Annotated in this window: 18 protein-coding genes; 9 read left to right on the top strand and 9 right to left on the bottom strand. The window is 40.4% G+C overall.

Features of this window, described 5'->3' with window-relative positions; genetic code table 11:
- Positions 1-144 precede the first annotated feature (144 nt).
- From MSKOL_RS14360 to MSKOL_RS14370, 3 genes are all read right to left on the bottom strand, one after another.
- A complete protein-coding gene (locus tag MSKOL_RS14360) occupies positions 145-1,275 on the bottom strand; it encodes an ABC transporter ATP-binding protein (RefSeq protein WP_048157281.1) in 1,131 nt (376 codons plus the stop codon).
- A gap of 2 nt (positions 1,276-1,277) precedes the next feature.
- Complete coding sequence (gene modB, locus MSKOL_RS14365; RefSeq protein WP_048122010.1) at positions 1,278-1,955, bottom strand: molybdate ABC transporter permease subunit; 678 nt, start codon at positions 1,953-1,955, stop codon at positions 1,278-1,280.
- A 335-nt stretch (positions 1,956-2,290) separates the two neighbouring features.
- Positions 2,291-2,500: a molybdopterin-binding protein gene (locus MSKOL_RS14370; RefSeq protein WP_048122012.1), complete on the bottom strand. Its 210-nt coding sequence runs from the start codon at positions 2,498-2,500 to the stop codon at positions 2,291-2,293.
- Between the two features lie 1,458 nt (positions 2,501-3,958).
- Here MSKOL_RS14370 and MSKOL_RS14375 point away from each other — a divergent pair.
- Genes MSKOL_RS14375 through MSKOL_RS14400 form a run of 6 tightly spaced genes read left to right on the top strand, consistent with a single transcriptional unit; the run spans position 3,959 to position 9,944 of the window.
- Positions 3,959-4,456 (top strand): FmdE family protein, encoded by a 498-nt coding sequence (locus MSKOL_RS14375; RefSeq protein ID WP_255352008.1) that lies wholly within the window; start codon positions 3,959-3,961, stop codon positions 4,454-4,456.
- A 12-nt stretch (positions 4,457-4,468) separates the two neighbouring features.
- Entirely contained in the window at positions 4,469-5,509 is a 1,041-nt protein-coding gene (locus MSKOL_RS14380; RefSeq protein WP_048157283.1) for a 4Fe-4S binding protein, read from the top strand.
- Positions 5,510-7,264 (top strand): formylmethanofuran dehydrogenase subunit A, encoded by a 1,755-nt coding sequence (locus MSKOL_RS14385; RefSeq protein WP_048157285.1) that lies wholly within the window; start codon positions 5,510-5,512, stop codon positions 7,262-7,264. It begins immediately after the preceding gene.
- 4 nt (positions 7,265-7,268) lie between these two features.
- Entirely contained in the window at positions 7,269-8,174 is a 906-nt protein-coding gene (locus MSKOL_RS14390; protein WP_048157286.1) for a formylmethanofuran dehydrogenase subunit C, read from the top strand.
- A gap of 10 nt (positions 8,175-8,184) precedes the next feature.
- Positions 8,185-8,580 (top strand): molybdopterin dinucleotide binding domain-containing protein, encoded by a 396-nt coding sequence (locus MSKOL_RS14395; protein WP_048124112.1) that lies wholly within the window; start codon positions 8,185-8,187, stop codon positions 8,578-8,580.
- Complete coding sequence (locus tag MSKOL_RS14400; protein ID WP_048157288.1) at positions 8,577-9,944, top strand: formylmethanofuran dehydrogenase subunit B; 1,368 nt, start codon at positions 8,577-8,579, stop codon at positions 9,942-9,944. Before MSKOL_RS14395 ends, MSKOL_RS14400 begins: the two co-directional genes overlap by 4 nt.
- Before the next feature lie 448 nt (positions 9,945-10,392).
- Here the strand turns inward: MSKOL_RS14400 and MSKOL_RS14405 are convergent, their stop codons facing one another.
- The 3 genes from MSKOL_RS14405 to MSKOL_RS14415 form a co-directional block, all read right to left on the bottom strand.
- Positions 10,393-11,466, bottom strand: coding sequence for a hypothetical protein (locus MSKOL_RS14405; protein WP_048157290.1), 1,074 nt, complete (start codon positions 11,464-11,466; stop codon positions 10,393-10,395).
- A 1,156-nt stretch (positions 11,467-12,622) separates the two neighbouring features.
- Positions 12,623-13,324 carry a dienelactone hydrolase family protein gene (locus MSKOL_RS14410; protein ID WP_048157292.1) on the bottom strand — a complete coding sequence of 234 codons (702 nt, stop codon included), beginning with the start codon at positions 13,322-13,324 and terminating at the stop codon, positions 12,623-12,625.
- A 102-nt stretch (positions 13,325-13,426) separates the two neighbouring features.
- The gene (locus MSKOL_RS14415) at positions 13,427-14,080 is read right to left on the bottom strand and encodes a phosphoribosyltransferase (RefSeq protein WP_048122024.1); all 654 of its coding nucleotides are present in this window, start codon (positions 14,078-14,080) and stop codon (positions 13,427-13,429) included.
- A gap of 1,030 nt (positions 14,081-15,110) precedes the next feature.
- Between MSKOL_RS14415 and MSKOL_RS14420 the strand changes: the two genes are divergently transcribed.
- Complete coding sequence (locus MSKOL_RS14420; protein ID WP_082091147.1) at positions 15,111-17,153, top strand: MASE3 domain-containing protein; 2,043 nt, start codon at positions 15,111-15,113, stop codon at positions 17,151-17,153.
- 282 nt (positions 17,154-17,435) lie between these two features.
- The gene (locus MSKOL_RS14425; protein WP_048157294.1) at positions 17,436-18,047 is read left to right on the top strand and encodes a hypothetical protein; all 612 of its coding nucleotides are present in this window, start codon (positions 17,436-17,438) and stop codon (positions 18,045-18,047) included.
- A 58-nt stretch (positions 18,048-18,105) separates the two neighbouring features.
- Here the strand turns inward: MSKOL_RS14425 and MSKOL_RS14430 are convergent, their stop codons facing one another.
- Positions 18,106-18,324, bottom strand: coding sequence for a transcriptional regulator (locus tag MSKOL_RS14430; protein ID WP_048122028.1), 219 nt, complete (start codon positions 18,322-18,324; stop codon positions 18,106-18,108).
- A gap of 591 nt (positions 18,325-18,915) precedes the next feature.
- On the opposite strand from MSKOL_RS14430, the gene MSKOL_RS19475 reads away from it, so the two are divergent.
- Positions 18,916-19,776, top strand: a complete 861-nt coding sequence (locus MSKOL_RS19475; protein WP_231592259.1) for a PRC-barrel domain-containing protein — start codon at positions 18,916-18,918, stop codon at positions 19,774-19,776.
- Positions 19,777-20,072: 296 nt separating this feature from the next.
- On the opposite strand, the gene MSKOL_RS14440 is transcribed toward MSKOL_RS19475, so the two are convergent.
- A complete protein-coding gene (locus MSKOL_RS14440) occupies positions 20,073-21,212 on the bottom strand; it encodes a DUF362 domain-containing protein (RefSeq protein WP_048157296.1) in 1,140 nt (379 codons plus the stop codon).
- Between the two features lie 90 nt (positions 21,213-21,302).
- Positions 21,303-21,710, bottom strand: coding sequence for a hypothetical protein (locus MSKOL_RS14445; RefSeq protein WP_048122034.1), 408 nt, complete (start codon positions 21,708-21,710; stop codon positions 21,303-21,305).
- Positions 21,711-21,931: the final 221 nt, after the last annotated feature.

A 21,931-nucleotide genomic window follows, 5' to 3' on the forward strand; every position in this document is an offset into this window, starting at 1 on the left:
TAAGATCAAATATGAAAAAATCGAGCTTGAATGTGATTCTCAACAATAACTGTTTTCATATCTGAGATATGCTACTTTAACATTTAGAAACTAAATACAAGTTACCCACTCGAAGTAGTGAAGAGCCTAAATTTAGTTATTGAGTTATGATTTATGGAATGCCACTACTTTAGTCATTTCCAATTTTGCCAGGCATATATCACCTGCATGCAGTTTAAGAGAATCAACAAACTGTGCAGGTACATCTGCAGTCAGAGTCTTGTTGCATCTAACAAGTGTAAGTGTAATGCGCTTTTTTGGTCCCTTATTGATTATATTATTGATACGGACAGAGTAAGTATTTTCATATTGATTTTCATAGTTGGAGTCAGGTAAAAGAAGAGTTATGTTCTCAGGATGAATTCCCCAGGAAACTTTATCTCCAGGTTTGAATTTCTGAGTTTTTATCCTTAAAATGAGGTCTCCACTTTTTAACACTGTACTTTTTGACTCTTCGTCACATTCTTTAACACAAGCATCATCGAAAATATTGGAAATCCCAACTAATTCTGCCACATGCAGATTTTCAGGATGATAGAATATTTCTTCAGGGGTCCCGAACTGCTGAGCTTTTCCTTCGTATAAGATAAGAATCTTGTCGGCCAGATGGAAAGCTTCTTCCAGATTGTGAGTGATAAACAACACAGGTATTCCAATTTTTGCTTGAAGGTCTTTTATTTTTTCTGCAAGTTCGGTTCTTATTTCCAGATCAAGTGCAGAGAAGGGCTCATCCAGAAGTAAAATTTCTGGTTTGGGAGCCAGCGCTCTTGCCAGAGCAACTCTCTGCTTCTGCCCGCCTGACAGCTGGGACGGATATCGAGTCTCTAACTCCTCAATATGAAGAAGATTAAGCATTTCCAGAACCCTTTTTTCCTTTGCTTCTTTCTCCCAACCTTTGAGCCCGCATTCTATGTTTGTTCTTACACTCATATGGGGAAAAAGAGTATAGTTCTGGAAAACATAACCCAGGTTGCGTTTCTGAATAGGCAGATTTATTTTTTGATCTTTATCGAAATAAACTTTATTCTCTACGGTTATTTTTCCCTCATCAAGATCCGTAATCCCGGAAATGCATTTAAATAACGTGGTCTTTCCCGACCCTGAAGGCCCAAAAAGCACAACAAGTTCATTTTCCATTTCAAAGCTGACGTCTAACGTAAAGGATTTCTTAACGCTTTTTTTACCACTGTGAGCAGTATCATTATACTGTTTTTTAAGGTCAACTTTAATGCCCAAAATTATGCCTCTAATTTTCCTACGAATCGTCCGGTTAGAGATATAGCCAGCAGGGATATAAAAATTAGGATTAAAACCAGAGCCTGAGCAAGTTCATCATTACCTGCCTGAAAAGCGCTGTATATCGAGATAGACATTGTGTTTGTTTTCCCCGGGATATTTCCTGCCAGCATAAGGGTTGCTCCGAATTCTCCGACAGCCCTTGCAAAACTAAGTACCAGCCCTGCCAGTATGCCCCTTTTTGCAAGAGGAAAAGTTATAAGGAGAGCAGTTTCAATCTCACTTCTCCCAAGAATATAGGCCGCATATTCGAGCTCTTTATCTACTGCTTCAATGGCTGCCTGAGCAGCTCTAACCATAAGAGGAAGAGAAACTGTATAAGCCGCAATGACTGCTGCCTGCCAGGTAAACATGATCCCGGTGCCAAAAAAGTCGTAAATGAGGTGGCCAAGAAGTCCGTTTCTACCTACAAGAATAACCAGAAGATATCCAATTACTGTGGGCGGAAGAACTAGAGGAAGTGTTACTAAAAGCTCTGCAAGCTCTTTTCCCCGGAAATCATGCCTCGCAAATACATAAGCTATGATTACGCCAGTGCAAAGGACTAGAACTGATGATATGGTTGCTACCCAGAGCGTAAGAGATAAAGGAAACCATACCTTGTCCAACATAATGATCATGTCTTTTATTTTCGGGATAATCTTATTCAAGAGATAACTAAATGCTTATTTAATCAGGATATTCTGAGGTAAAGTTTTTTTAGCAGAGCACTTTAGATTCTGGAAATTGAGTTTAGATTATGGAAATCAAGTATTCAAAATAAATCCGAACTAAATAAGGTCCCGCTAAAGACATAAACTGATTTAAAATGATTTCACACTCTGCAAATGTACACTACACTTACCTTTTTAAGCTACCGCTAACAAAACTGGACAGCCATAATGGACTTATGCAGAGTGGAATGACTCTATTTACTAATATTTTCATGCACGAAGCATGAAACGAAAATTGGGGATTAATCTGTACCGATCATCACATTTGAAGCCTTGATGATTGCGTATACTTCGCTTCCTTCTTTTAGCTTCAGGTTTTCAGCTGAGGCCTTTGTGATGATGGAAGTCATTTCTGCTCCGCCTGGCAATTCTATTACAATTTCAGAATTGACCATCCCCGTGACAATACTTTTAACCTTTCCTTTTAAAACATTGCGTGCACTTAATTTCATTTCCTTGCTCCTCCTTCAAGTGTTCATAATAAACACCTGTGTTTTCACTTATGGCCTACTTGATAATATAGTTTGCGTATATATAATACAGTTTTATTCTATATGTTTGGTAACAATTTATAATCAACATCGAAAGCCAGAATTTACATGGTTTGTTAGGTACCAAATACCGTGATAAATTTTGCAAACTAACGTCAATTGATACCGTTTTTATATTTGCTGAAAATCTCCAATTGCTGCAAATTCCCAATATATATTTTCGACTCTTCGTTATTTTGTGTGGATATCGGTATTTGTGTGGATATCGGTATTTTGTGTGGAAATCGTTATTTTGTGCGGATATCCTCATAATGTCCTCATAAAACCCAATGCAGTCTTGAATTGAAAATCATTTTATCCATAAAGAATGGCTAAGAGCCAGTTTTATTAAATGAGGACCACAGAAATACAAGAACAACATATCCATTTCAAAATCCCAACATTTACATTCAAATTAAACCTTTTAAATTTATGAAGTAACTCTCGCCAAACCAAGTCCAACCTTCTTTTTTGTGAGGTTTAACTTCCTCTCCTGTCCTTCTCTTTCAGGAAAATCCAGTATTATATTTTATTTGGAGCAAGGATGTGAAATAATGGATTTTATTTTCCCTGAAAATGGGAAAGTTTCTGGAATAGGGAATAATTTTCCTATGGCCTATTCTCTTATACATAAAGATAGGAGCTCATAGGTAGGGTGGTTCACAGGTTAATTTTCGGTATATTACTTTTGCCCAGTAAATACCTGAATTTTTTATGGGATTTGAAACTTTTTTGGATAAGATTTTATCTTCTGTGATCCTCAATAACCATGAAAGCATACAAACTATATATAACGTTATGTTTCACAAAACATAACGATGTTTCATCCCAAAAATTATTTTGCTTTTTTGATTTTTTTATTGCAGTCAAATATCGTATAAAGATGGCTCATTATTTGAGCTCAACTTTAAATTTGCTTCTTTAACATGATCATCCTGAGTACCAAAATAGAATCAGAACAAAATAGAATCAAATAGAATCGGAATTGACTCAGTATTGAACTTTTTGCGTCACCTGATGTTGCATTGTGTATTGAACTTTCAAATGGATTTGAATCTGCGAAATCAATTCAGGATACAAAGATACAACCTGGAAAATTATAGAGATTCTTATGATACGGTTTTCTACAATTCATAGACAACACTTATTGAGAATAAGCATTGTTTAAAGATAAATATATATTCTATTTATTATATAAATGTACGCAATATCTTATCTGACGTTCCTGCTCAAAAATAAGAGCGTTTGAACCTGTGGGGGGTGTATGCATTGCATAAAAGCTCGCAATTAGAGAAAGAAGCAATGGAAGCGATCATAAAGCAGATAAAAGACCCTGAACTGCTTTTACAGATCGAATAGGTCGTTCCCTTTCACGGCTTCCTGACTTCCGGGGCATTAATTGGCATCCAGATGCTCAATATCGCAAGACGAGAACTCGACGTCCATGATAGGGAGCGCATATACGTGACCTGCGAAACGAAAAGCTGCATGCCGGATCCATTCCAGATCCTTGCCGGAGCAACCATCGGAAACAATGGGTTAAAGATCGTGAATTTGGGAAAAATGGCTGTCACGGTAAACAAACAGGCGCCTGAAGGAGTGCACAGCATAAAAGGTGTCAGAATCATTCTCGACCCTGAAAAAACGAAATATTATCCCAAACTCCACGCCTGGTTCCTGAACACTGAAAAGCTTCCTCATACAGAGGTTGTACCAATCCTTCTGGATGCAGGGGAAAAGGTCTATTCCTGGAAATTTATGGATGTAGAAGTTCCGGTACGCAAAAAAAAGCGAATTCAGTGCTGTGAAAGCTGTGGTGAAATGTTCATTCAACACGATAACGAACTGCTGTGCGGCGGTTGCACAGAACAATGTTGAGAGGTAAGCAAAATGCAAAAAGATATGCAATTGCCTGTCTTTGCTGAAAAAAAAGGCAAGCAGCTAATTTATTACCCCGAAAAATGCATTGGCTGCGGGACCTGCGTACAGGCATGCCCAAAAGGTATACTGGCCATTGGGGCTGTTGGAGCTGTAGTAAGAGGGCTGTTGGATGCGGATTTTTTGGAAATAACAGAAAGTGAAGCCTGCATTGCCTGTGGAATTTGTGCAAAAGTCTGCCCCACAGGCGCCCTTGAGTTGAAACAGGAAGGAAAAACCCTCACTGACATGTCCTATCTTTTCAGGGCCATGAAGCCAACATCAGTAAATGAAAGCTGTGTCCACTGCGGACTCTGTGAGGATATATGTCCCAGAGGCTGCATCGAGGTAACCCGCGGAATTTCAGAGGACGGAAATCTGAAGCTCGTCGGAAAGACCAATATTGATTTGGAGTGTTGCATCCACTGTGGCTGGTGTGCAGCAGTCTGTCCGGTGAATGCTATTTCGGTAGAAAAGCCCTTTGAAGGGCGCTGGAACAGAGATGAGAATGTCTGCCAGACCTGCCATACCTGTGTGGAAACCTGTCCTGCAAATGCTATTTTCAATAAAAAAGCTAAACCTGGAGAAAGAGTAGAAAAAATAAGTCACCGCCCTGATGCCTGTATTTACTGCGGGGCCTGTGCGGTTGCCTGCCCTGTAAACGCCATTGATGTCAGAAAAACTGCAATTATCCCTAATGTGGAGAAAAAGGGCGTTCTTGAGAAAAAAGTGCTTGAAATCCCGGTTCCTAATGCTATATTACGCACCTGCCTGGAAGTGGATGAAAACGCATGTCTTGGCTGTGGAAATTGTGTGATTGTCTGCCCTGTAAATGCTCTTTATAGCTCTGAACTTGCTGCAGGATACCTGAATGACATGGACGAAAAAGCTCTCCTTGAGGTTAAGAATGGCAAAATTTCGGTCGTAAACCAGGATGCGTGTGGAGCAGATGGAGCCTGCGCCATGATCTGTCCTGTGAATGCAATCTGGCTTGTGAAAAGAAAGGTGAAATAAATGGCAGGAACAATTGCAATCAAGAACGGATACGTCTTTGATCCCCTCAATGAAATAAATGGGGAAATTATGGATATCTTCATCAAGGACGGAAAAGTTGTAAGAGAGCTTTCTGCAGCCGAACTAAAAGACGCAAAGGTTATTGATGCCTCTGGTATGACGGTTATGCCCGGAGGGGTTGACTCCCACTCTCACGTTGCAGGTGCAAAGGTTAACGCCGGCAGGTCGATGCGTCCTGAAGACCATTATAAAGCAAATCTCCAGAAGACTTCACTTACTCATTCAGGCTCAGGTTACACTGTTCCCTCTGTTTACAAACAGGGATACGATTACGCAGCAATGGGTTATACAACTGTCTTTGAAGCTGCCATTCCTCCTCTTGAAGCACGTCACACCCATGAAGAGATGCGTGCGACTCCGCTCCTTGACATGGGAGGATACCTGATACTTGGAAACAACTTCTTTTTGATGCGCTACCTCAGGGATGGAGATATCGAAAAGGCTGCGGCTTATGTGGCCTGGATGATGAAAACTCACAAGTCCTATGGAATTAAGTGTGTCAACCCTGCAGGAGTAGAAAACTGGGGCTGGGGTAAAAACGTACACTCTCTTGATGAAGCCAACATCCATTTCGAAATTACCCCAAGAGAAACTATAAAAGGGCTTAGCGAGGTCAATGAACTCCTCGGCATGCCTGTACCTCTTCACCTGCACGCAAATAACCTGGGACATCCCGGCTGTTATACAATTACTAAAGATTCCCTCAAAATCCTCGATGGCATAAAACCCAGGCAGGATATGGATGTGGAATGGGCTGAAACCAAAATTGATCCTTCAAGGGACCGTTCCGTATACCTCGCCCACATGATGTTCAATAGTTTTGCAGGCACTACCTGGGGAGACTGTGAATCCGGGGTAAAAGATATTGCAGAATATATCAACAACAAAGACCATGTAGTAATCGATAGTGGATGCACGCCCTTCGGAGAAGCCACGGTTATGACAGGAGATGGGCCTGCCATCCAGGATATGTACAAGCTTACAGGAAACAAGTGGTCGAATACTGACGTTGAGATGGAGGGGGGGTCAGGTGTTATTCCCTTCACTTACTTAAAAGCTAATCCGGTACACAGCCTGCAGTGGGCAATGGGACTTGAATGTCTCCTGCTTATCAATGACCCCTGGAAGACAATTATGACCACTGACAGTCCCAACGGTGGGCCGTTTACGAAATATCCGGAAGTTATGACCTGGATCATGTCCGAAGCTTTCAGGAAACAGACCTTTAGCGAATGCCATAAATGGGCAAACGATAGGAGTGAACTCGGAAGCATAAACCGGGAACTTTCCCTCTATGACCTTGCAATCCTGACCAGGGCAAACCCTGCTAAAACAATTGGCATGGCCCACAGGAAAGGTTCTCTTGGATTGGGCGCTGATGGAGATGTCACAGTCTATAACATAAATCCACAGCAGCTTGACACAAACAACTATGAGGCTCTACTTCAGGCTTTCAGGAAGGCAGAATACACTGTAAAGGGTGGCGAAATTGTATCTGTTAAAGGAGATATTGTTTCCGTACCTGAAAAGCGGACCTATTATTCCGAAGTACATGTGGAAGACGAGCGGGAAAAGGAGATGCTGGTCGACGTGAAGGAATGGTTCAGGTACTACACCCTGGGCTTTGCTAACTATCCAACTCCAGAAAAGTATCTGAAAAATCCGACTCCCATACAGGTTAACGTGGTGAGGTGAGGTAATGACAGAGGGAGTTCTTATTAATAAAAATGAAGTTGAAAGTAAACTTGAGGCAGTTATAAAGCCTGCTTCAGCTGCCGGCAAAAGTGTCGAAGAAATGGGAGAAGTAATGCTTATTCCTAAAAAAGAGATTGACATCAAACTGGAAGCCGACGTTATAACTCCTGATTCTTTTGCAGGCAAAAGTGCCGAAGAAATTGGAAAACTGGCAATCTGGCAGGGGCCAAAGACCTATCCTCTCTCCGAATTTTTTGAAGTAATAGGCAATGCAGGTAGCTCTGCAGCTGAGACTCTGATCCGCATAAAAGGTGACGTAATGAGAGTAAAAAGGATAGGTGAAGGCATGAGTGCAGGAAAAATCGAAATTGAAGGTTCTGCAGGCATGCATGTAGGCACCGGGATGAAAGGGGGAGAGATCGTCGTTTACGGAGACGCAGATTCCTGGGCAGGTATGGAAATGACAGGCGGACTCCTGAACATAAAAGGCAACGCAGGAGACCATGTGGGCTGCGCTTACAGAGGTAAATGGCATGGAATGAAAGGTGGACGCATTGTTATTGAAGGTTCGGCGCGCCACCAGCTCGGAGGCGGCATGGACGGAGGCGAAATCCTGGTAGAAGGCAATGTTGAAAGCTTCTGCGGAATCCGTCAGAACGGCGGGCTAATCTTCGTAAAAGGCAACGCTCTTCGTGGAGTCGGTGCTGAAATGGCAGGAGGCATCATAGTAATTGGGGGCAAAATCGAGCGCTTCTCCCCGGGTTTCGAATTTGTATCCATGGAAAACAGCGTCACATCCGGAGAGGTTGAACTAATAGGCGAATTCAAGAAATTCACAGGGGACTATGCGATCAGCAAGCGGGCAAAAGGAGCGCTTTACGTGGTTGCAGACGCAAACCCGGAGCTTTGAGGTGAGAAGCATGGAAGTATTACTCCTTACTGGAAGTACAATTGAAGAAGGCAGGCTTGCAAAAGGAGGGGACAAGTTTACGGATGAGTATACTCTGGAGTGCGCATCGTGCTGGATTTCTCCTGTGGATTTTGAATCGCTTTGCTCTCCTTCTAAAGTAAAAGTAACAAGCGAGAATGGAAAATACTCGATTGTAGTTTATACAAAATGTACGGATGCAGTCCAGCCAGGGCAGGTGTTTATGCCAAGGGCTATCTGGTCGAATGTTGTTATCGATCCCGATACCCTTTCTACGGGTTCCCCACTTTATAAGGGTGCCCCGGTAACGATTGAACCCACTGAAGAAGAGGTCCTTAGCGCCGAAGAGATAGTATTGAAAGTTTATATCGGGGGGCGGGGAGTATGATTTACAAAAACATAATATGTCCGGTCTGCGGGGCAGCCTGTGACGATATCCAGGTTGAACTCGGAGACGGAAAGATTGAAGCTAAAAACGCATGTAAGATGGGAAATGCCAAATTTCAGGAAATTGTAAGTTCCCACAGGATTATGCAGCCTCTTATAAAAGTTGAGGGAAAACTGGCCCCTGCCGCCTGGGATGAAGCTCTTGAGAAAACTGTCGATATCCTTGTTTCGGCAAAGCGTCCCCTGTTTTTCATGGGCAGTGAAACCTCCTGTGAAGCACATGAAATCGGGCTCAAGATAGGAGAATACCTTGGTGCGATTGTTGATTCTAATTCTACTGTCTGCCACGGGCCAACAGCTATGGGAATTCAGGAAGCCGGAAAAGTCGGTGCAACAGAAGGACAGAAGAAAAACAGAGGAGACCTCATAGTCTACTGGGGAACCAATCCTCTTGAATCCATGCCGAGACAGATGTCGAGGTACGCGGTTTTCCCGAGAGGTTACTGGACAAAACGCGGACGTTTCGACAGGACAGTTATTACTGTAGACCCGAGAAAAACCCCAACCACTGAAGCTTCTGATCTGCATGTTCAGCTCAAACCTAACTCGGATTTTGAACTGATAAGTGCACTTCTGACCCTGCTCCACGGAAAAACTCCCCATCCCTCAGTAGAAGAGATTACTGGAGTTCCCATCCCTGTTATGGAAGAGATGCTCGATATGATGAAGAACTGTACCTTCGGAGCCATCTCAGTGGGCCTCGGGCTTGCTTCTTCAATGGGGAAGTACAGAAACTCCGAGATTGCCATGAATTTCGTAAAGGAACTGAACAACTATGCCAAGTTCACCCTTGGAGCTCTCCGTGGCCACTGCAACGTGGCAGGCTTTAATCAGGTGGCTGCCTACATGTACGGCTACCCCTTCGGGATTGACTTCATGCGCGGGCACCCGCGTTATAACCCCGGAGAATTCACAACAGTAGACGTGCTTCGAGAAAAAGATGTTGACGCAGCTTTCGTTATGTGTGCTGACCTTGTGTCTCATATCCCTGCAGATTGTGCGGCTTACCTTGCCAAAATTCCAATGGTCTGCCTGGACATTGCTCCCTGCCCGACAGTATCTGCTTCGGATGTCGTACTTCCTGGAGTCATTGATGCTATGGAATGTGAAGGAACCTTCTACAGGCTCGACGATGTGCCAGTATATTTTGAACCTTTCACGAGTTCACCTTTCGAGTTCACGAAGAGCAATGAAGACACTTTAAAACAGCTCTTTGAGAAGATTAGAAAAAAAAGAGGGCAGGCTATTCCTTTTCCTTCTCTAAAAAAGGAACACGAAAACCTAACACCTGAAAATTTGCCTTGATTTTCGGAGATCTATAAGTAAGCAATTCGAAATTATGCAATTAAGGACACAAAACCAAGTGCAGTCTATGTTATTCTGAAAGACTTGATTTACTCGTTCAATGATTAAAGAACATTGATTTTAGTCCAACTGTATTTTAGTCCAACTGAATTTTAGTCCAACTGCGTAAGTCTTAAACAAGCTATGAGCTTATCCCAAAACCAATTTTACTCTCAAATTAGTAAAGTTTCGAATGATTTTCATGATAAGAAACTTGATAGATTATTTGGAATCCAAAATTCTAAGAAATAATTTTGAGTCTTGGGATTAGTTTTAAGATAAAAATCAAGGGTTTGGATAAAAGTTTGGATAAGAGTTTGGACAAAGGTTTGGACAAGGACTTGGAGAAAAAAAATTAATCCTTATAAAAATTAGTCATTCTCCTGGATAAAAAATTAAAAAGGGATTTTCAGAATTTTTCATTGCTCAGAGAAAAATTGAAAATCTCCGGAAGTCCCAGATTAAATTTACATTTTTGATAACTTGAAGCTTCAAGAATCTGCTGCTGTATATAGTATAGCGAATTCAGAAGGGTATCACTGTCTTCAGAATTCATATCTCCGGCATAAGGGTGGATATTTTCTTCAAGGGCATTTAGAAGCCCTGGATCAAGGTCGTTTACGAAGTAAGTATCCAGAACCAGAAGGTTTGAAATCTGCTCGTAGAAAGCTATAAGTTTCCGAAGCCAATCTGGAACTCCGTAATCCCTTGCATACTTCTCTCTGTTCAGGAAAGCAAGGTATCCAGAGATAGTAGTTATGAGATCTTCAGTTAGCATGTTATCAGGAAACACGATTGGAAAACGTTTCATCGCTGCAGGAGCTACATAGCTCGGGTATATCATTTCAGAATTACAGACTGAAGGAAAGATCCTGGCAATCGAACTGTTAAGCACTGCAGTAATATAGGCATACCTGCCTGGATCTTTAAGAACAATACCGCATCCATTCTCAAATACATGGTTCCCTTCAGCGTCATATGCAGCTTGCAGATGATAGCCTTCAGTAGCAATAATCTTAGGAGTATTAAAATATTCCAGAAATTGTCTGCCTTTTATGCTATAGTCTGCAGATTTAAGAGGAGAGGTATCGTGGAGGAACTTTTCTTTGAATTCCAGAATTCTCCCGTAAGCCATAGGGAATTTTGTCTTGAGTTCTTCGGGCGGAATTACATTGTATTCTGTCTTTTTCTCCATTGACAATTCATAAGGCAGCATGAACCGATAAGGTGAAGGGCGAAATGCAAATTTTTCGGAAGAAGCCCCTGAAACATACGGGTAAACAAGTTCAGGCTCTATAAATACAGGTTCGCACAAGCCTTCGCAAAGATAATACGAATCTGAACCACCCTCTTCAGGAAGGTAAAGCCTGTGAAGCAGGCTATTTTTTGTGTTTATACCCTCAAAGATGCTCTCGGAAACATCTCCAAGTGTAACCGGGATTTCATAAATCTTTTCTACTATTTCGCTTTGTTTAAGAGACATCTATTTTTCACTTCTTAGAGGTACATTATGAAATATATTCTCATGTACTTTTTATTTTTCAGGCCACACTTATCCGGATGGAGTCTATCATTTGAATGATCATCCCTGAATCCTGGACTTTTGGATTCCAATAAATTGTCAAACCCTGCCAGAAATGTAGGTACGATCGGATCACTTATACAGAGATCTCATTCCCAAAATCAAAATTGGTTCACTAAATCTAGAAATTTAAACAGCCAATCAAGTTTCTTGTCATTGAATACTGACTTAAGAAGAAACCTGATTTTGGAATGAGCTCAAAGATTTGTTTAACTCTTTGGAGATCTTGGAGGTTGTCTAAAGGTTGTTTCTGGATAAATTTTTAATATGTCTCATTTTCATTTTAATATGTCTCATTTTAATGTTAATATGTCTCATTTTAATGTTAATAGGCCTCTAATTTTAATAGGCCTCTAATTTTAATAGGTCTCATTTTCATTTTGATATGTCTCATTTTCAGATTCAGTTTTAAGTTTAGATTAGTGTTGTATGAATAAATCGAAAATTTTCCATAATTTCAATTTTATCAGGAGTTAAAGGCATATCGTTGCCGAACAAAAATCCACTTAAAATTTAGTTTGAAAGCTTTTACTCTGTCATTTTATTGATTAACTGGTTCTCCTATGTCCTGAGTTTTATTTATTTCTCATTTAATACACGGTAATCAGTTTCCTAGTAATATTATAAATAACTTTGTATTGAGTGAATAAATTAAACGAATGTTCCACATATAGTCACGAGGCTAAATAATGCAACTACCCAATGAGGTACAATGAAGTTTTTTGTTGCAACAATTACAGACGTTACTATAGTATAAAGAATCCAGGTAAAAAATGAGTAACTGAAAAAGTCTGAACAACTACCTTCAAAACAAGCGTGGAGAATAATACGAGTGATAAGTATGCGAAAGTATGTTAGCGAGAAATACATTGCAAATAAAAAAAGTCGTAAAGAAAGAGGTTAATTATTTGTTACAGAAGCTCTTATTTTCACTGTGTCAAAAAATATAAAAAATAATAAAATTATAGGCTCACGAGTCATAACTGTATAATTCCAGGTAATATTAGTTTTGGGATTGTCTCAATGTGTATTTATCCAGCATTTTGTTGCTAACTTGTTATTTTTCTTCCATAAGTATTATTTTCGTTTCCAGAAGATATCTTTTAAACCATTCTCCAGCCAGATTTGCAACTTCTTCTAGCGTGCCCGGTTCTTCAAAAAGATGGGTTGCTCCGGGAACAATCTGAAGTTCTTTTTGTTCCGTCTTCAATTGGTCTAACGCCCACTGATTCATTTCTATTACCTGATAATCCTCCCCACCTACAATGAGTAATGTTGGTGCCTTTACGTCCGGCAGGGCTTTTTCAGCCAGATCGGGCCGTCCTCCTCTGGAAACTATCGCTTTTATAATATTTACATGCTCTTTTGCAGCTATAAGTGCGGCTGCAGCTCCCGTACTGGCACCAAAGTAACCGATACTGAGTCTTTTAGTATAAGGATTGCTTAAAAGCCAGTTTGTTACGTTAACAAGCCGATTTGCAAGCAGGTCAATATCAAACCTGAGGCGAGCAGTTATCATATCAATTCTCTCTTCCTCAGCCGTCAACAGATCAAATAACAGTGTTCCAAGACCTTCTTTCTGAAGTTCCTGCGCAACATACCGGTTCCGAGGACTGAAACGACTGCTCCCGCTTCCGTGTGCAAAAACAACAATTCCTTTTGCTCCTTCAGGAATTGTGAGGTTTCCTTCAAGTGTAATAGAATCAATTGGAATTTGGATTTCACTACTGCTTTTACCTTTACTTGATAATTCTCTCATGCCGACCCCCAAAATGGCCTTCCCCCCAAATGGCTTTACAATTAATTATAAATCTGCATATGAAAAATCTCAAATCTTATTTTAAAATATTAAACATTACTATCATCTTGCCGGAAGGGCTCTTGCTTTATCCAGAAGTTCGCAGACCTCTTCATCGGTGGTTTGACTGAAGTTTCCGTACCAGGCTCCAACCCCATAGAACGGTTCAGGGGTAGCTATACATATTACTTCATCTACCTCCCTTCCGAAAAGCTCACATGTATCGCGTGCACCAGTCGGCACTGCAACCACTATTTTCGCCGGGTTTTTAGTTTTAATGGCAGATGCAGCTGCACGCATTGTCGCACCTGTAGCAAGCCCGTCATCTATTAAAATCACAATCGAGCCGCTAATCTCAGGCTTGGGACTATCTCCACGGTAAGTGCGTTCCCTGCGTTCAAGTTCTTTGAGCTCGTTCTCAGCTACCATATTAATTACCCGTTCAGGTATCTGAAAAGACCTGACAATGTCTTCATTCAACACACGGATATTATCAGAAGAAATTGCTCCCATTGCCAGCTCTTCATTTCCCGGAACCCCCAGTTTCCTTACTATAAACACATCCATTTTTACATTAAGTTCCTTTGCAACTTCAAACGCCACCGGAACCCCACCACGCGGGAGAGCAAGTATCAATACATCTGAACGATTTGCATATTTTGAAAGTTCTTTTGCAAGTTTTTTCCCGGCATCCACCCTGTCTGTAAAAAGTGCCATTTGCTTCTCAACCCCCTGTCAAACTGGATTAATTGATAATAAACAATATTATATAGAATATATATTCAAACCCTTAAACGTATAGAGTATGAAATTTATGCTTAAAATTTATATAATTACTCCTCTTTGAAATGGAGCCCAGAAAAAAGTAAAAATTTGAAAATATTTATTTTTCTAGCTATTTGCCTGTTCTGTAGTGGAAAAGCGGACACTGGTCGAGCCCTATGAAGTAATACTCTGGGTAGCTATAATTAGTGTCCTTTAATTAACCAATCTCAGTAACCATCTTCTTTTTCATATTCTGGTTCATATTCTGGTAGAACTTTTCAGTGTATATGTCACATATATAAGCCTGATAGAAGTAAAGGAACAAAATTCGTAATTCGGTTTGGCAATATAGAGGACACAGAATTTAACTAGGACACAGAATCTAACTGAGTGACCAAATATAGTAAAATATTTTACATTGTTTTAATTAAGTAATAAATTTTATCAGGTGTACAAAATTTTTTAAGCCATATTATTTTTTACTTATAGACAATTTTTTGAATAATTAATTTAAAATAATTTCTGCTCTTTATATCTCATGAAGTTGGGAAGTGAGTTGGGAAGTGAGTTGAGTGTGAACAAGTAAAGAATTGCCTGGAGACCATTGATGATTCTTCTCGGGATCGGTATACTTGGGGGAGCATATCGTCTGCGCTGTAGGTATCGGAAAATACGATAAACAGCGTATAATGCCTCTGGGATTCTTCTTATTCTCGTTTCTGCAATGCTTTTTACTCTTCCGATTCCGTTATTTGCAGATTATTCAGGTATAAAATTGAATTAAACTCAGTATAACTCGACATTACAACCACTTACTCGACGTTACAACCATTTACTCGACGTTACAACCATTTACTCGACGTTACAACCATTTACTCGACGTTACAACCATTTACTCGACGTTACATTCACTTTGTAAATTTAAACGTTAAGTTTTATATGAAGCTCATGAATTCTTGAGGCGTTAGGTGCAAGGGGGTGATTGAACATTCCAGCTGTAAGGAAAAACATATTAAATGTAGACTTCTACGAATTAATGGTCTGGATAACCATAGTTATCTTGCTCTATCTAATTAGCCTTAACAATTACCTCCTCTTCCATGTAGTAATAGAACTGTTCAGCGTCTACTTTGCATACGTGATATTTCTTATTGTTTGGAAGGCGAGAAGTCACCTGGAAAACCGATACCTTCTGATATTGGGAGTTAGCTACTTTTTCGTAGGGAGTTTTGATTTTCTGAGTGCACTTGCGTTCCACCACACTGGGGCATTTCCCGGATTTGGTACAAACCTGACTGCTCAGTTCTGGACCATTTCAAGATTCCTGGAAAGCACTTCTTTTCTGGTAGCTCCGCTGTTTTTGATACGCACTGGAGAGAGGCAGGAGAGGAATGTCAAAACCCTTGAAAGCTCAATTTTTGCCTGGAAGGCATTTCTTGTATACTCAGTAATTAGTGTTACCTGCCTGATTTCAATCTTTTTTTCCGAAAATTTCCCGGCTTCTTATTTTCAGGATTCAGTATTTACTCAATTCAAAGTAGCAAGCGGATACTTAATTTCTTTCATACTTCTCTGCTCACTTTTTTTCCTGTATATTGTCAGAGATAGGTTCGAAGAAAAAGCTTTTAATTTACTCTCAGTCTCCCTGGTTCTTACAGGTTCTGTGTCACTGTTATTTGCATTTGACAGTCAAACGGGCGAGGTTCCGGGCATTTTAGGTCTCTTCTTTAAATTATTGTCTATTTATCTGGTTTATAAAGCAATCGTAGATATCGGGTTCGAAGAACCTTGCAGTCTTTTATTCAGTGAGCTTAAACACCGAGAAGAAGATTTCAAGCAGAAAGCCATTTTCTTTGGGGACGAGTATGGTCATATTTACAGAACGATAAACAAGAGATATCTGAACCGAAGTGCTAAGGAAGAAGACAATCCCGAAGATGGGCTAGACAGTTATAGTTCCTATATGCAAAATCTTCAAGGAATTGGATTTCAGTTTAATAAAGATTTTAAATTGATATTTCTATATGGTCCTGTTGAGGAAATGACAGGCTATCCGAAGCAGGATTTCCTCTCTGGAAAAGTTGCCTGGCAGGAAATAATAATACCTGAAGACCGCCCTGTTATTTCTAAAAAAAAGGATAAACTAAAGCTAAATCTTAATTCTATCGTTGAAAGCGAATACAGGATAAAGAAAAAAGACGGGGAGATAAAATGGGTCCGTGAGATTCTCCAGAGAATATCGGCTGAATCCGAAAGTTCGGGAAAGTTTCAGGGGCTGGTTTATGATATCACTGAACGCAAAATGGCTGAGGAAACTCTGGAAAAAATAGACAAAATTCGATTAAAAGAGGTCCACCACCGCATAAAAAATAACCTTCAGGTGATCTCATCTCTCCTCAGCCTGCAGGCAGAAAAATTCGAAGATAAAGAGGTACTCGAAGCCTTCAGGGAGAGCCAGAATCGAGTCGAATCTATTGCGATGATCCATGAGAGACTTCATGAGAGTGAAAATATGGATGCTTTTGATTTCTCAGACTACCTAAGAAAACTAACCACAGATCTTTTCAATTCCTATAATGTGGGAAACAGGAATATAAGCCTCAAATTGAGCCTTGAACCAGTTTATTTGGGCATGAATACTGCCATCCCTCTTGGAATTATTGTAAACGAGACCGTTTCAAATTCCCTGAAGCATGCTTTTCCCGCGGGAAAAAGAGGCGAAGTCAGCATAAATTTTTTCAAAGTTGAAACTTTAGTTGCAAAGTGCGGGACTTCATGTTCGGATAACTACTGTTCATATGAGGGAGACTATACGGATTATAAGGACTGTATAAACAATAATTTCCGTTACATACTTACAGTAGCCGATAACGGAATAGGAATTCCCGAAGAAATCGACTTGAAAAATACCGACTCCCTGGGGCTTCAGCTTGTAAATATTCTTGCCAAACAAATAGGCGGGCGTATAGAGCTTAAAAGAGATCAGGGAACAAAATATATTATCTGTTTTAGTAATGAAGGGTAATGAAGCCTTATAATTTAGAAATATTTGTCCGTCTAAGGCTTTCCTTTTTTAGATAACTTTTTCTCTTACCAATCTTCTTACCAATCTTCTTACCAATCTTCTTACCAATCTTTTTACCAAAACTTCTTCTTACCAAAACTTCTTCTTACCAAAACTTCTTCTTACCAAAACTTCTTCTTACCAAAACTTCGTCTTACCAAAACTTCTTCTTACCAAAACTTTTTCTCTTACCTTATCCAAGTAAAAAAGTCTATTTTTAGTTAGCTTTATGGAGGTGGCTCTATGAAACGCAACACAAAGGAATGGAAAGAAAAAAGAGCCGAGTTTCTAAAAGGTAAGACTTGTGAATGGTGCGGGTCTTCCGACTCTTTATGTATTCACATTCCCAGAGCTTTTTCTCCGGCGCAGGTTAGCTCCGAAATTTATAGTGCTGCGTATGCCAGGTTCAGAGAGGTTTACAGGCAGAAGTACCAGAAGTTCAATTCTATCCCTACCGGCAAGCACCGTCACAAAAGCCATCCGACCTGGCATAAAGCTTCAACCGTACATAAAACCGAACCCGACCATACAGGCCTTGAGGAGCGATTTATTGAAATTCTCCTTGAAGATTTAGAGGAAGGTAATTTCAAGAAGCTTTATCACGAATGGCTAGAAGAAACCGGAATTAAAGAATTAATTGAAGAAGAAACTAAAAAAGCCGCGGAAGAATGCGAGGCTCTGACAAACGCAATTGTGCTCTGCAAACGCTGTCATTTTGCAAGCCTCAGGGGCATGAATCTCTGCCCTAAATGCAGGAGTAAATATAAGTCTGTAAGCTATGAAACTTGCTTTGACTGCCTGCCTGACGAAAGAAAAGCAGAGTTTAGGAAAAGGCAAAATCGGCAGGCTCCCTGAAAATTCAGAGATTCTCTCTAAGTTGCCCCTTTCATTCCGTGATCTATAAAATTATTGTTCAAAGAAGAGCCCAGCCGCTTCCTCCACATACCCTGCAAGTCCCATTATCAAAAATCCCGGAACCGTTACAGAGAGGACATACTATTGCAGGCTGAGCAACGAGTACATCGCCCTGTCCCCCGCAAACTTCACAAATTTTGCCATTAACATGTCCGGTTCCATTGCAATGAAAACATTTCTCCGGAGCATATTCGGTATCTATATAGGTCTGGAGCATCTTATCACCTTCTAAGGTAAGATTACAGAAATATTATCTGAAAATTCTGATACGTATTTTCGGCTTTATGGGTTAAAAGAGCTTTCAAAAAGATAAAAAGGAAAAGATTATAACTTAATTGCCGGCTTTTCTCCTCTTTCAGGATCTGTAGACCTTATAACATAAATTGTTTAAATATTTTAAAAGAGTATAAAATCGCTGTAAAAAAATGGATTCGTGCAACTAATCGTGTAACTAATTGAAAATTTTCTTATTTAAATTTCGTTTTTTAAGCTGGCAGTTCAAGCAATAATTTTTGTCGCAGGAAAAAGTATTATCCAACGGTTCAGACGATCTGCCAGCTTGATATTCTTAAATATAAAAGAACACTTTCAAATGAACACTTTCAAATGAACACTTTCAAATGAACACTTTCAAATGAACACTTTCAAATGAACACTTTCCCAAAAAACTCGTTACATTTCTGCCTTATCTTTATTATATTTATCCATAAATTTATACTGAATAACATAAAATATTACTTTTAATGATTACGATAGTTATAAGTAACATCAAAAAAATAATATTAATTAAAGGAGATGTTTTGGAGCTGTGTCAGGGGGCGCAGGCTTTGGGACGGATGTCTCCGTAAATATAGGGAGTTGGAATATGGCAGATAGGGATTTTCCGGATTTTTTATCAACAGGCACGATAAAAGGAGGCAAGGTCGTCAATAGGGCAGGAGAGGACCTTGGGAAGATTGAAGAATTAATGATTGACCTTCAAAGTGGAAGGATAGCATACGTCGTATTGTCTTTTAGCGAATTTATGGGCCTGGGTGACAAATTTTTTGCTATTCCCTGGCAAACTCTTACACCGAGGCTACAAGAACACGCCTTCTTACTTGGCATTACTAAAGAAATCCTGGAAAAGGAAGGAGGCTTTGAAAAAGGCAACTGGCCTCTGGCTCGTGAAGAACTCGCCGGAACTTATACTTCCTACGGATACCAGCCTTACTGGCAGGTACAAACAGGAATGCCAGAAGAGGCCGAAACTAAAAGGATGACCCGGACGGGAACTATGGCAGGCAGAGACAATCCGGATTTTTTGTCAGCAAGTACAATAAAAGGAGATAAGGTTGTCAATAAAGCAGGAGAGCACCTTGGGAAGATTGAAGAATTAATGATCGACCTTGAGGATGGAAGGGTAGCATATGCTGCACTATCTTTTGGCGGATTTTTGGGCCTGGGCAGTAAGCTATTTGCTATCCCCTGGCAGGCTCTTCAAATGAAACTGCACGATCACGCTATCCTGCTTGATATTCCCAGGGATGTCCTGGAAAAAGCAGAGGGTTTTGATAAAGATCACTGGCCTGTAACTAACCGTGAGTGGCTTTCTGCAATGTACAGCTACTACGGATATCAGCCTTACTGGCAGGCACAGAGAATCGAAAGTCGGCCAGGCAATCTCTGAGCTTTAATCGGATGGCGTATACAGGCATCAATTTACTGTCAAATAGAGATGCGTAGAGATGCTGCTAAATTTGAAGTATAAAAACCTGCAACCAAAAATTAAACTTGATTAGTTGGGTTTATAGTAAAAGTTTTACATTTTTCATAATTCATAGGACTGACGCAGTTGAACAGGAATATACGCAGTTGAACTGAAAAATCAGCAGCATTAAACCGTTAACTGTTTGAAACGTGGATTTAATCCACAGTCTTTGAAGTAATTGCTTTTGGTCCTCAAGTGCGTAAGTCCTATCATTGTCAGGTTTTACGGATTAGATTATCTTTTTCTGTCAAAAGCCTTGCAAGCAGTGATTTTTTAATTTCTACCGCATTGCTGGGACAGAGTTCACGACAGCAATAACACAGGATGCATTTCTCCTCATTGATCTTGAAACTCCCATCTTCTAGCCGCTCAATAGCGTGGGGAGAACAGTTTAAATAGCAAGCTCCACAGTGAGTGCATTTTCTTCTGTTGATCCTGGGATAAATCTTATAATATTTGCCAAGGGTGCGGGTAAGAAAGGAAGGGGCTGTACTGACTCCTCCACCTGACGGTTTGAATTTCATTTTGACTTCTTTTAACGGAGTTCCGACTACAACAGGGCACTGATTTCCAAATCCTTTTTTCATGGCTCCTGCAGTCGTGGGAATTTTGAGAGGGTCAAAACCTATCATTTCCGCAGCAACAATATCCAGGGAAACACAGTCCTGGCTTGCCAGAATTACTCCGGAATTTACGGGCTTCCCATGAGAAGGCCCATTCCCTTCCATGCCTATAACCCCGTCCATAACTGCAAAGCTGGGCCTGACAACCGAATAAAGGTCGGCAACAGCTTCACCAAAAAGATCCCTTTTTCCAAGGAGATGTGTCTCTTTTCGGCACTTTAAAGGAAGAGTTCCGAAAAAGTTCTTGACCGCGCCTGTGTAGTAGGTAAGTTCATGAGTTTTTAATTTTGGGAGAGATATAACTACATCAGCTTCAAGGACAGGGTTTGCAATGTATAGTTTGCGGAATTGCAGGGGGTCAGGGACATCTACCAGGGTAAAGCCCGAAGTTTCGAAATTTACTACCTTTGCTCCGGCTTTTCGGGCGGCTTCTTCTATACCTGAAACTTTCAGGGCTTTTGAGGTGGCTCCTGGTCTTGAGATCCCGGCTCCGTCCCCGACTACAGGTGTTCCTCCGGCTTGAAGTACGAACTTACACATTGACGCTACAACTGAAGGATGAGTGGTTACTGCATTTTCAGGAGAAGAAGCCGCAATGATATTTGGTTTAAGGAGCACACTGTCACCGGGATGTATTATATTATCAAGGCCCCCGAGAAGCTCCAGAGCCTCAGCTATCGCTTTTTCTGTATCGGAATAATCAGGGCAGCGGACTACGGATACTCTATTCACGGCTGAGGAAATAAACGAGTTTATTGTTGAATTTCTTTCCGGTTCAAAGTTTTATTGTTGAATTTCTTCTTTATCTCTGTCTTAGTTTTCTCATCTATTTTTGATCCCTATCCTGAGATCTATTTCTTCAGCTATGCTTTCGAGCTCATCAAAAATTCTTTCCGAGTCTTTTCGCATCTCTTTTACTGCAGCTTTCAGGCTTCCCCCGCGTAGATATACCAGGCGTTTTTTTCTGTAAAGGAGACCTGAGTCATTAAGATTCCTGATGTGATGGTTTACTCTGGATATTTTTATCTCAAGGTCTTCAGCAAGGGATTCTGAGGAAGTTATTTGCTCATTTGAAAGTCTATCAAGCAGGGTAAAAACGATCCTGGTCGCGGTATTTTCCGTATCTCTGCCCGAAGAAAAGCCAAAGCTATCGCACAACCATAAAAGGTCGTCTTCCAGACTTTTGACGTGCGGTTTTTCAAGATATTTGAGGATTATCTGTTGGACCATCAGTGTATATTTTACAATAGTCCTTATATTTAATTTCTTTGTATTTTGTTGATATCATTTCGATTTTTTGGGAATCGTATTTATTTTTCCAGTAATTTTTAAATAGGAGTTCCGCATTATATGCAGATAGTCAAGCGCATGAGCGCTCAACATATTGATCAATCCCATACTGACTCATAGCTACCAGTTAATGTTCAGCTAACATGGGGTCACTTACACAT

This window comes from Methanosarcina sp. Kolksee (assembly GCF_000969945.1).
Lineage (GTDB): Archaea > Halobacteriota > Methanosarcinia > Methanosarcinales > Methanosarcinaceae > Methanosarcina > Methanosarcina vacuolata.

Excerpts from the sequence above, each read along its gene's own strand:
- MSKOL_RS14425 (WP_048157294.1), top strand. The coding sequence starts at position 17,436 with ATGAAACGCAACACAAAGGAATGGAAAGAAAAAAGAGCCGAGTTTCTA.
- MSKOL_RS14400 (WP_048157288.1), top strand. The coding sequence starts at position 8,577 with ATGATTTACAAAAACATAATATGTCCGGTCTGCGGGGCAGCCTGTGAC.
- MSKOL_RS14445 (WP_048122034.1), bottom strand. The coding sequence starts at position 21,710 with ATGGTCCAACAGATAATCCTCAAATATCTTGAAAAACCGCACGTCAAA.
- MSKOL_RS14370 (WP_048122012.1), bottom strand. The coding sequence starts at position 2,500 with ATGAAATTAAGTGCACGCAATGTTTTAAAAGGAAAGGTTAAAAGTATT.
- modB (WP_048122010.1), bottom strand. The coding sequence starts at position 1,955 with ATGATCATTATGTTGGACAAGGTATGGTTTCCTTTATCTCTTACGCTC.
- MSKOL_RS14405 (WP_048157290.1), bottom strand. The coding sequence starts at position 11,466 with ATGTCTCTTAAACAAAGCGAAATAGTAGAAAAGATTTATGAAATCCCG.
- MSKOL_RS14410 (WP_048157292.1), bottom strand. The coding sequence starts at position 13,324 with ATGAGAGAATTATCAAGTAAAGGTAAAAGCAGTAGTGAAATCCAAATT.
- MSKOL_RS14395 (WP_048124112.1), top strand. The coding sequence starts at position 8,185 with ATGGAAGTATTACTCCTTACTGGAAGTACAATTGAAGAAGGCAGGCTT.
- MSKOL_RS14430 (WP_048122028.1), bottom strand. The coding sequence starts at position 18,324 with ATGCTCCAGACCTATATAGATACCGAATATGCTCCGGAGAAATGTTTT.
- MSKOL_RS14390 (WP_048157286.1), top strand. The coding sequence starts at position 7,269 with ATGACAGAGGGAGTTCTTATTAATAAAAATGAAGTTGAAAGTAAACTT.
- MSKOL_RS14415 (WP_048122024.1), bottom strand. The coding sequence starts at position 14,080 with ATGGCACTTTTTACAGACAGGGTGGATGCCGGGAAAAAACTTGCAAAA.
- MSKOL_RS14385 (WP_048157285.1), top strand. The coding sequence starts at position 5,510 with ATGGCAGGAACAATTGCAATCAAGAACGGATACGTCTTTGATCCCCTC.
- MSKOL_RS14380 (WP_048157283.1), top strand. The coding sequence starts at position 4,469 with ATGCAAAAAGATATGCAATTGCCTGTCTTTGCTGAAAAAAAAGGCAAG.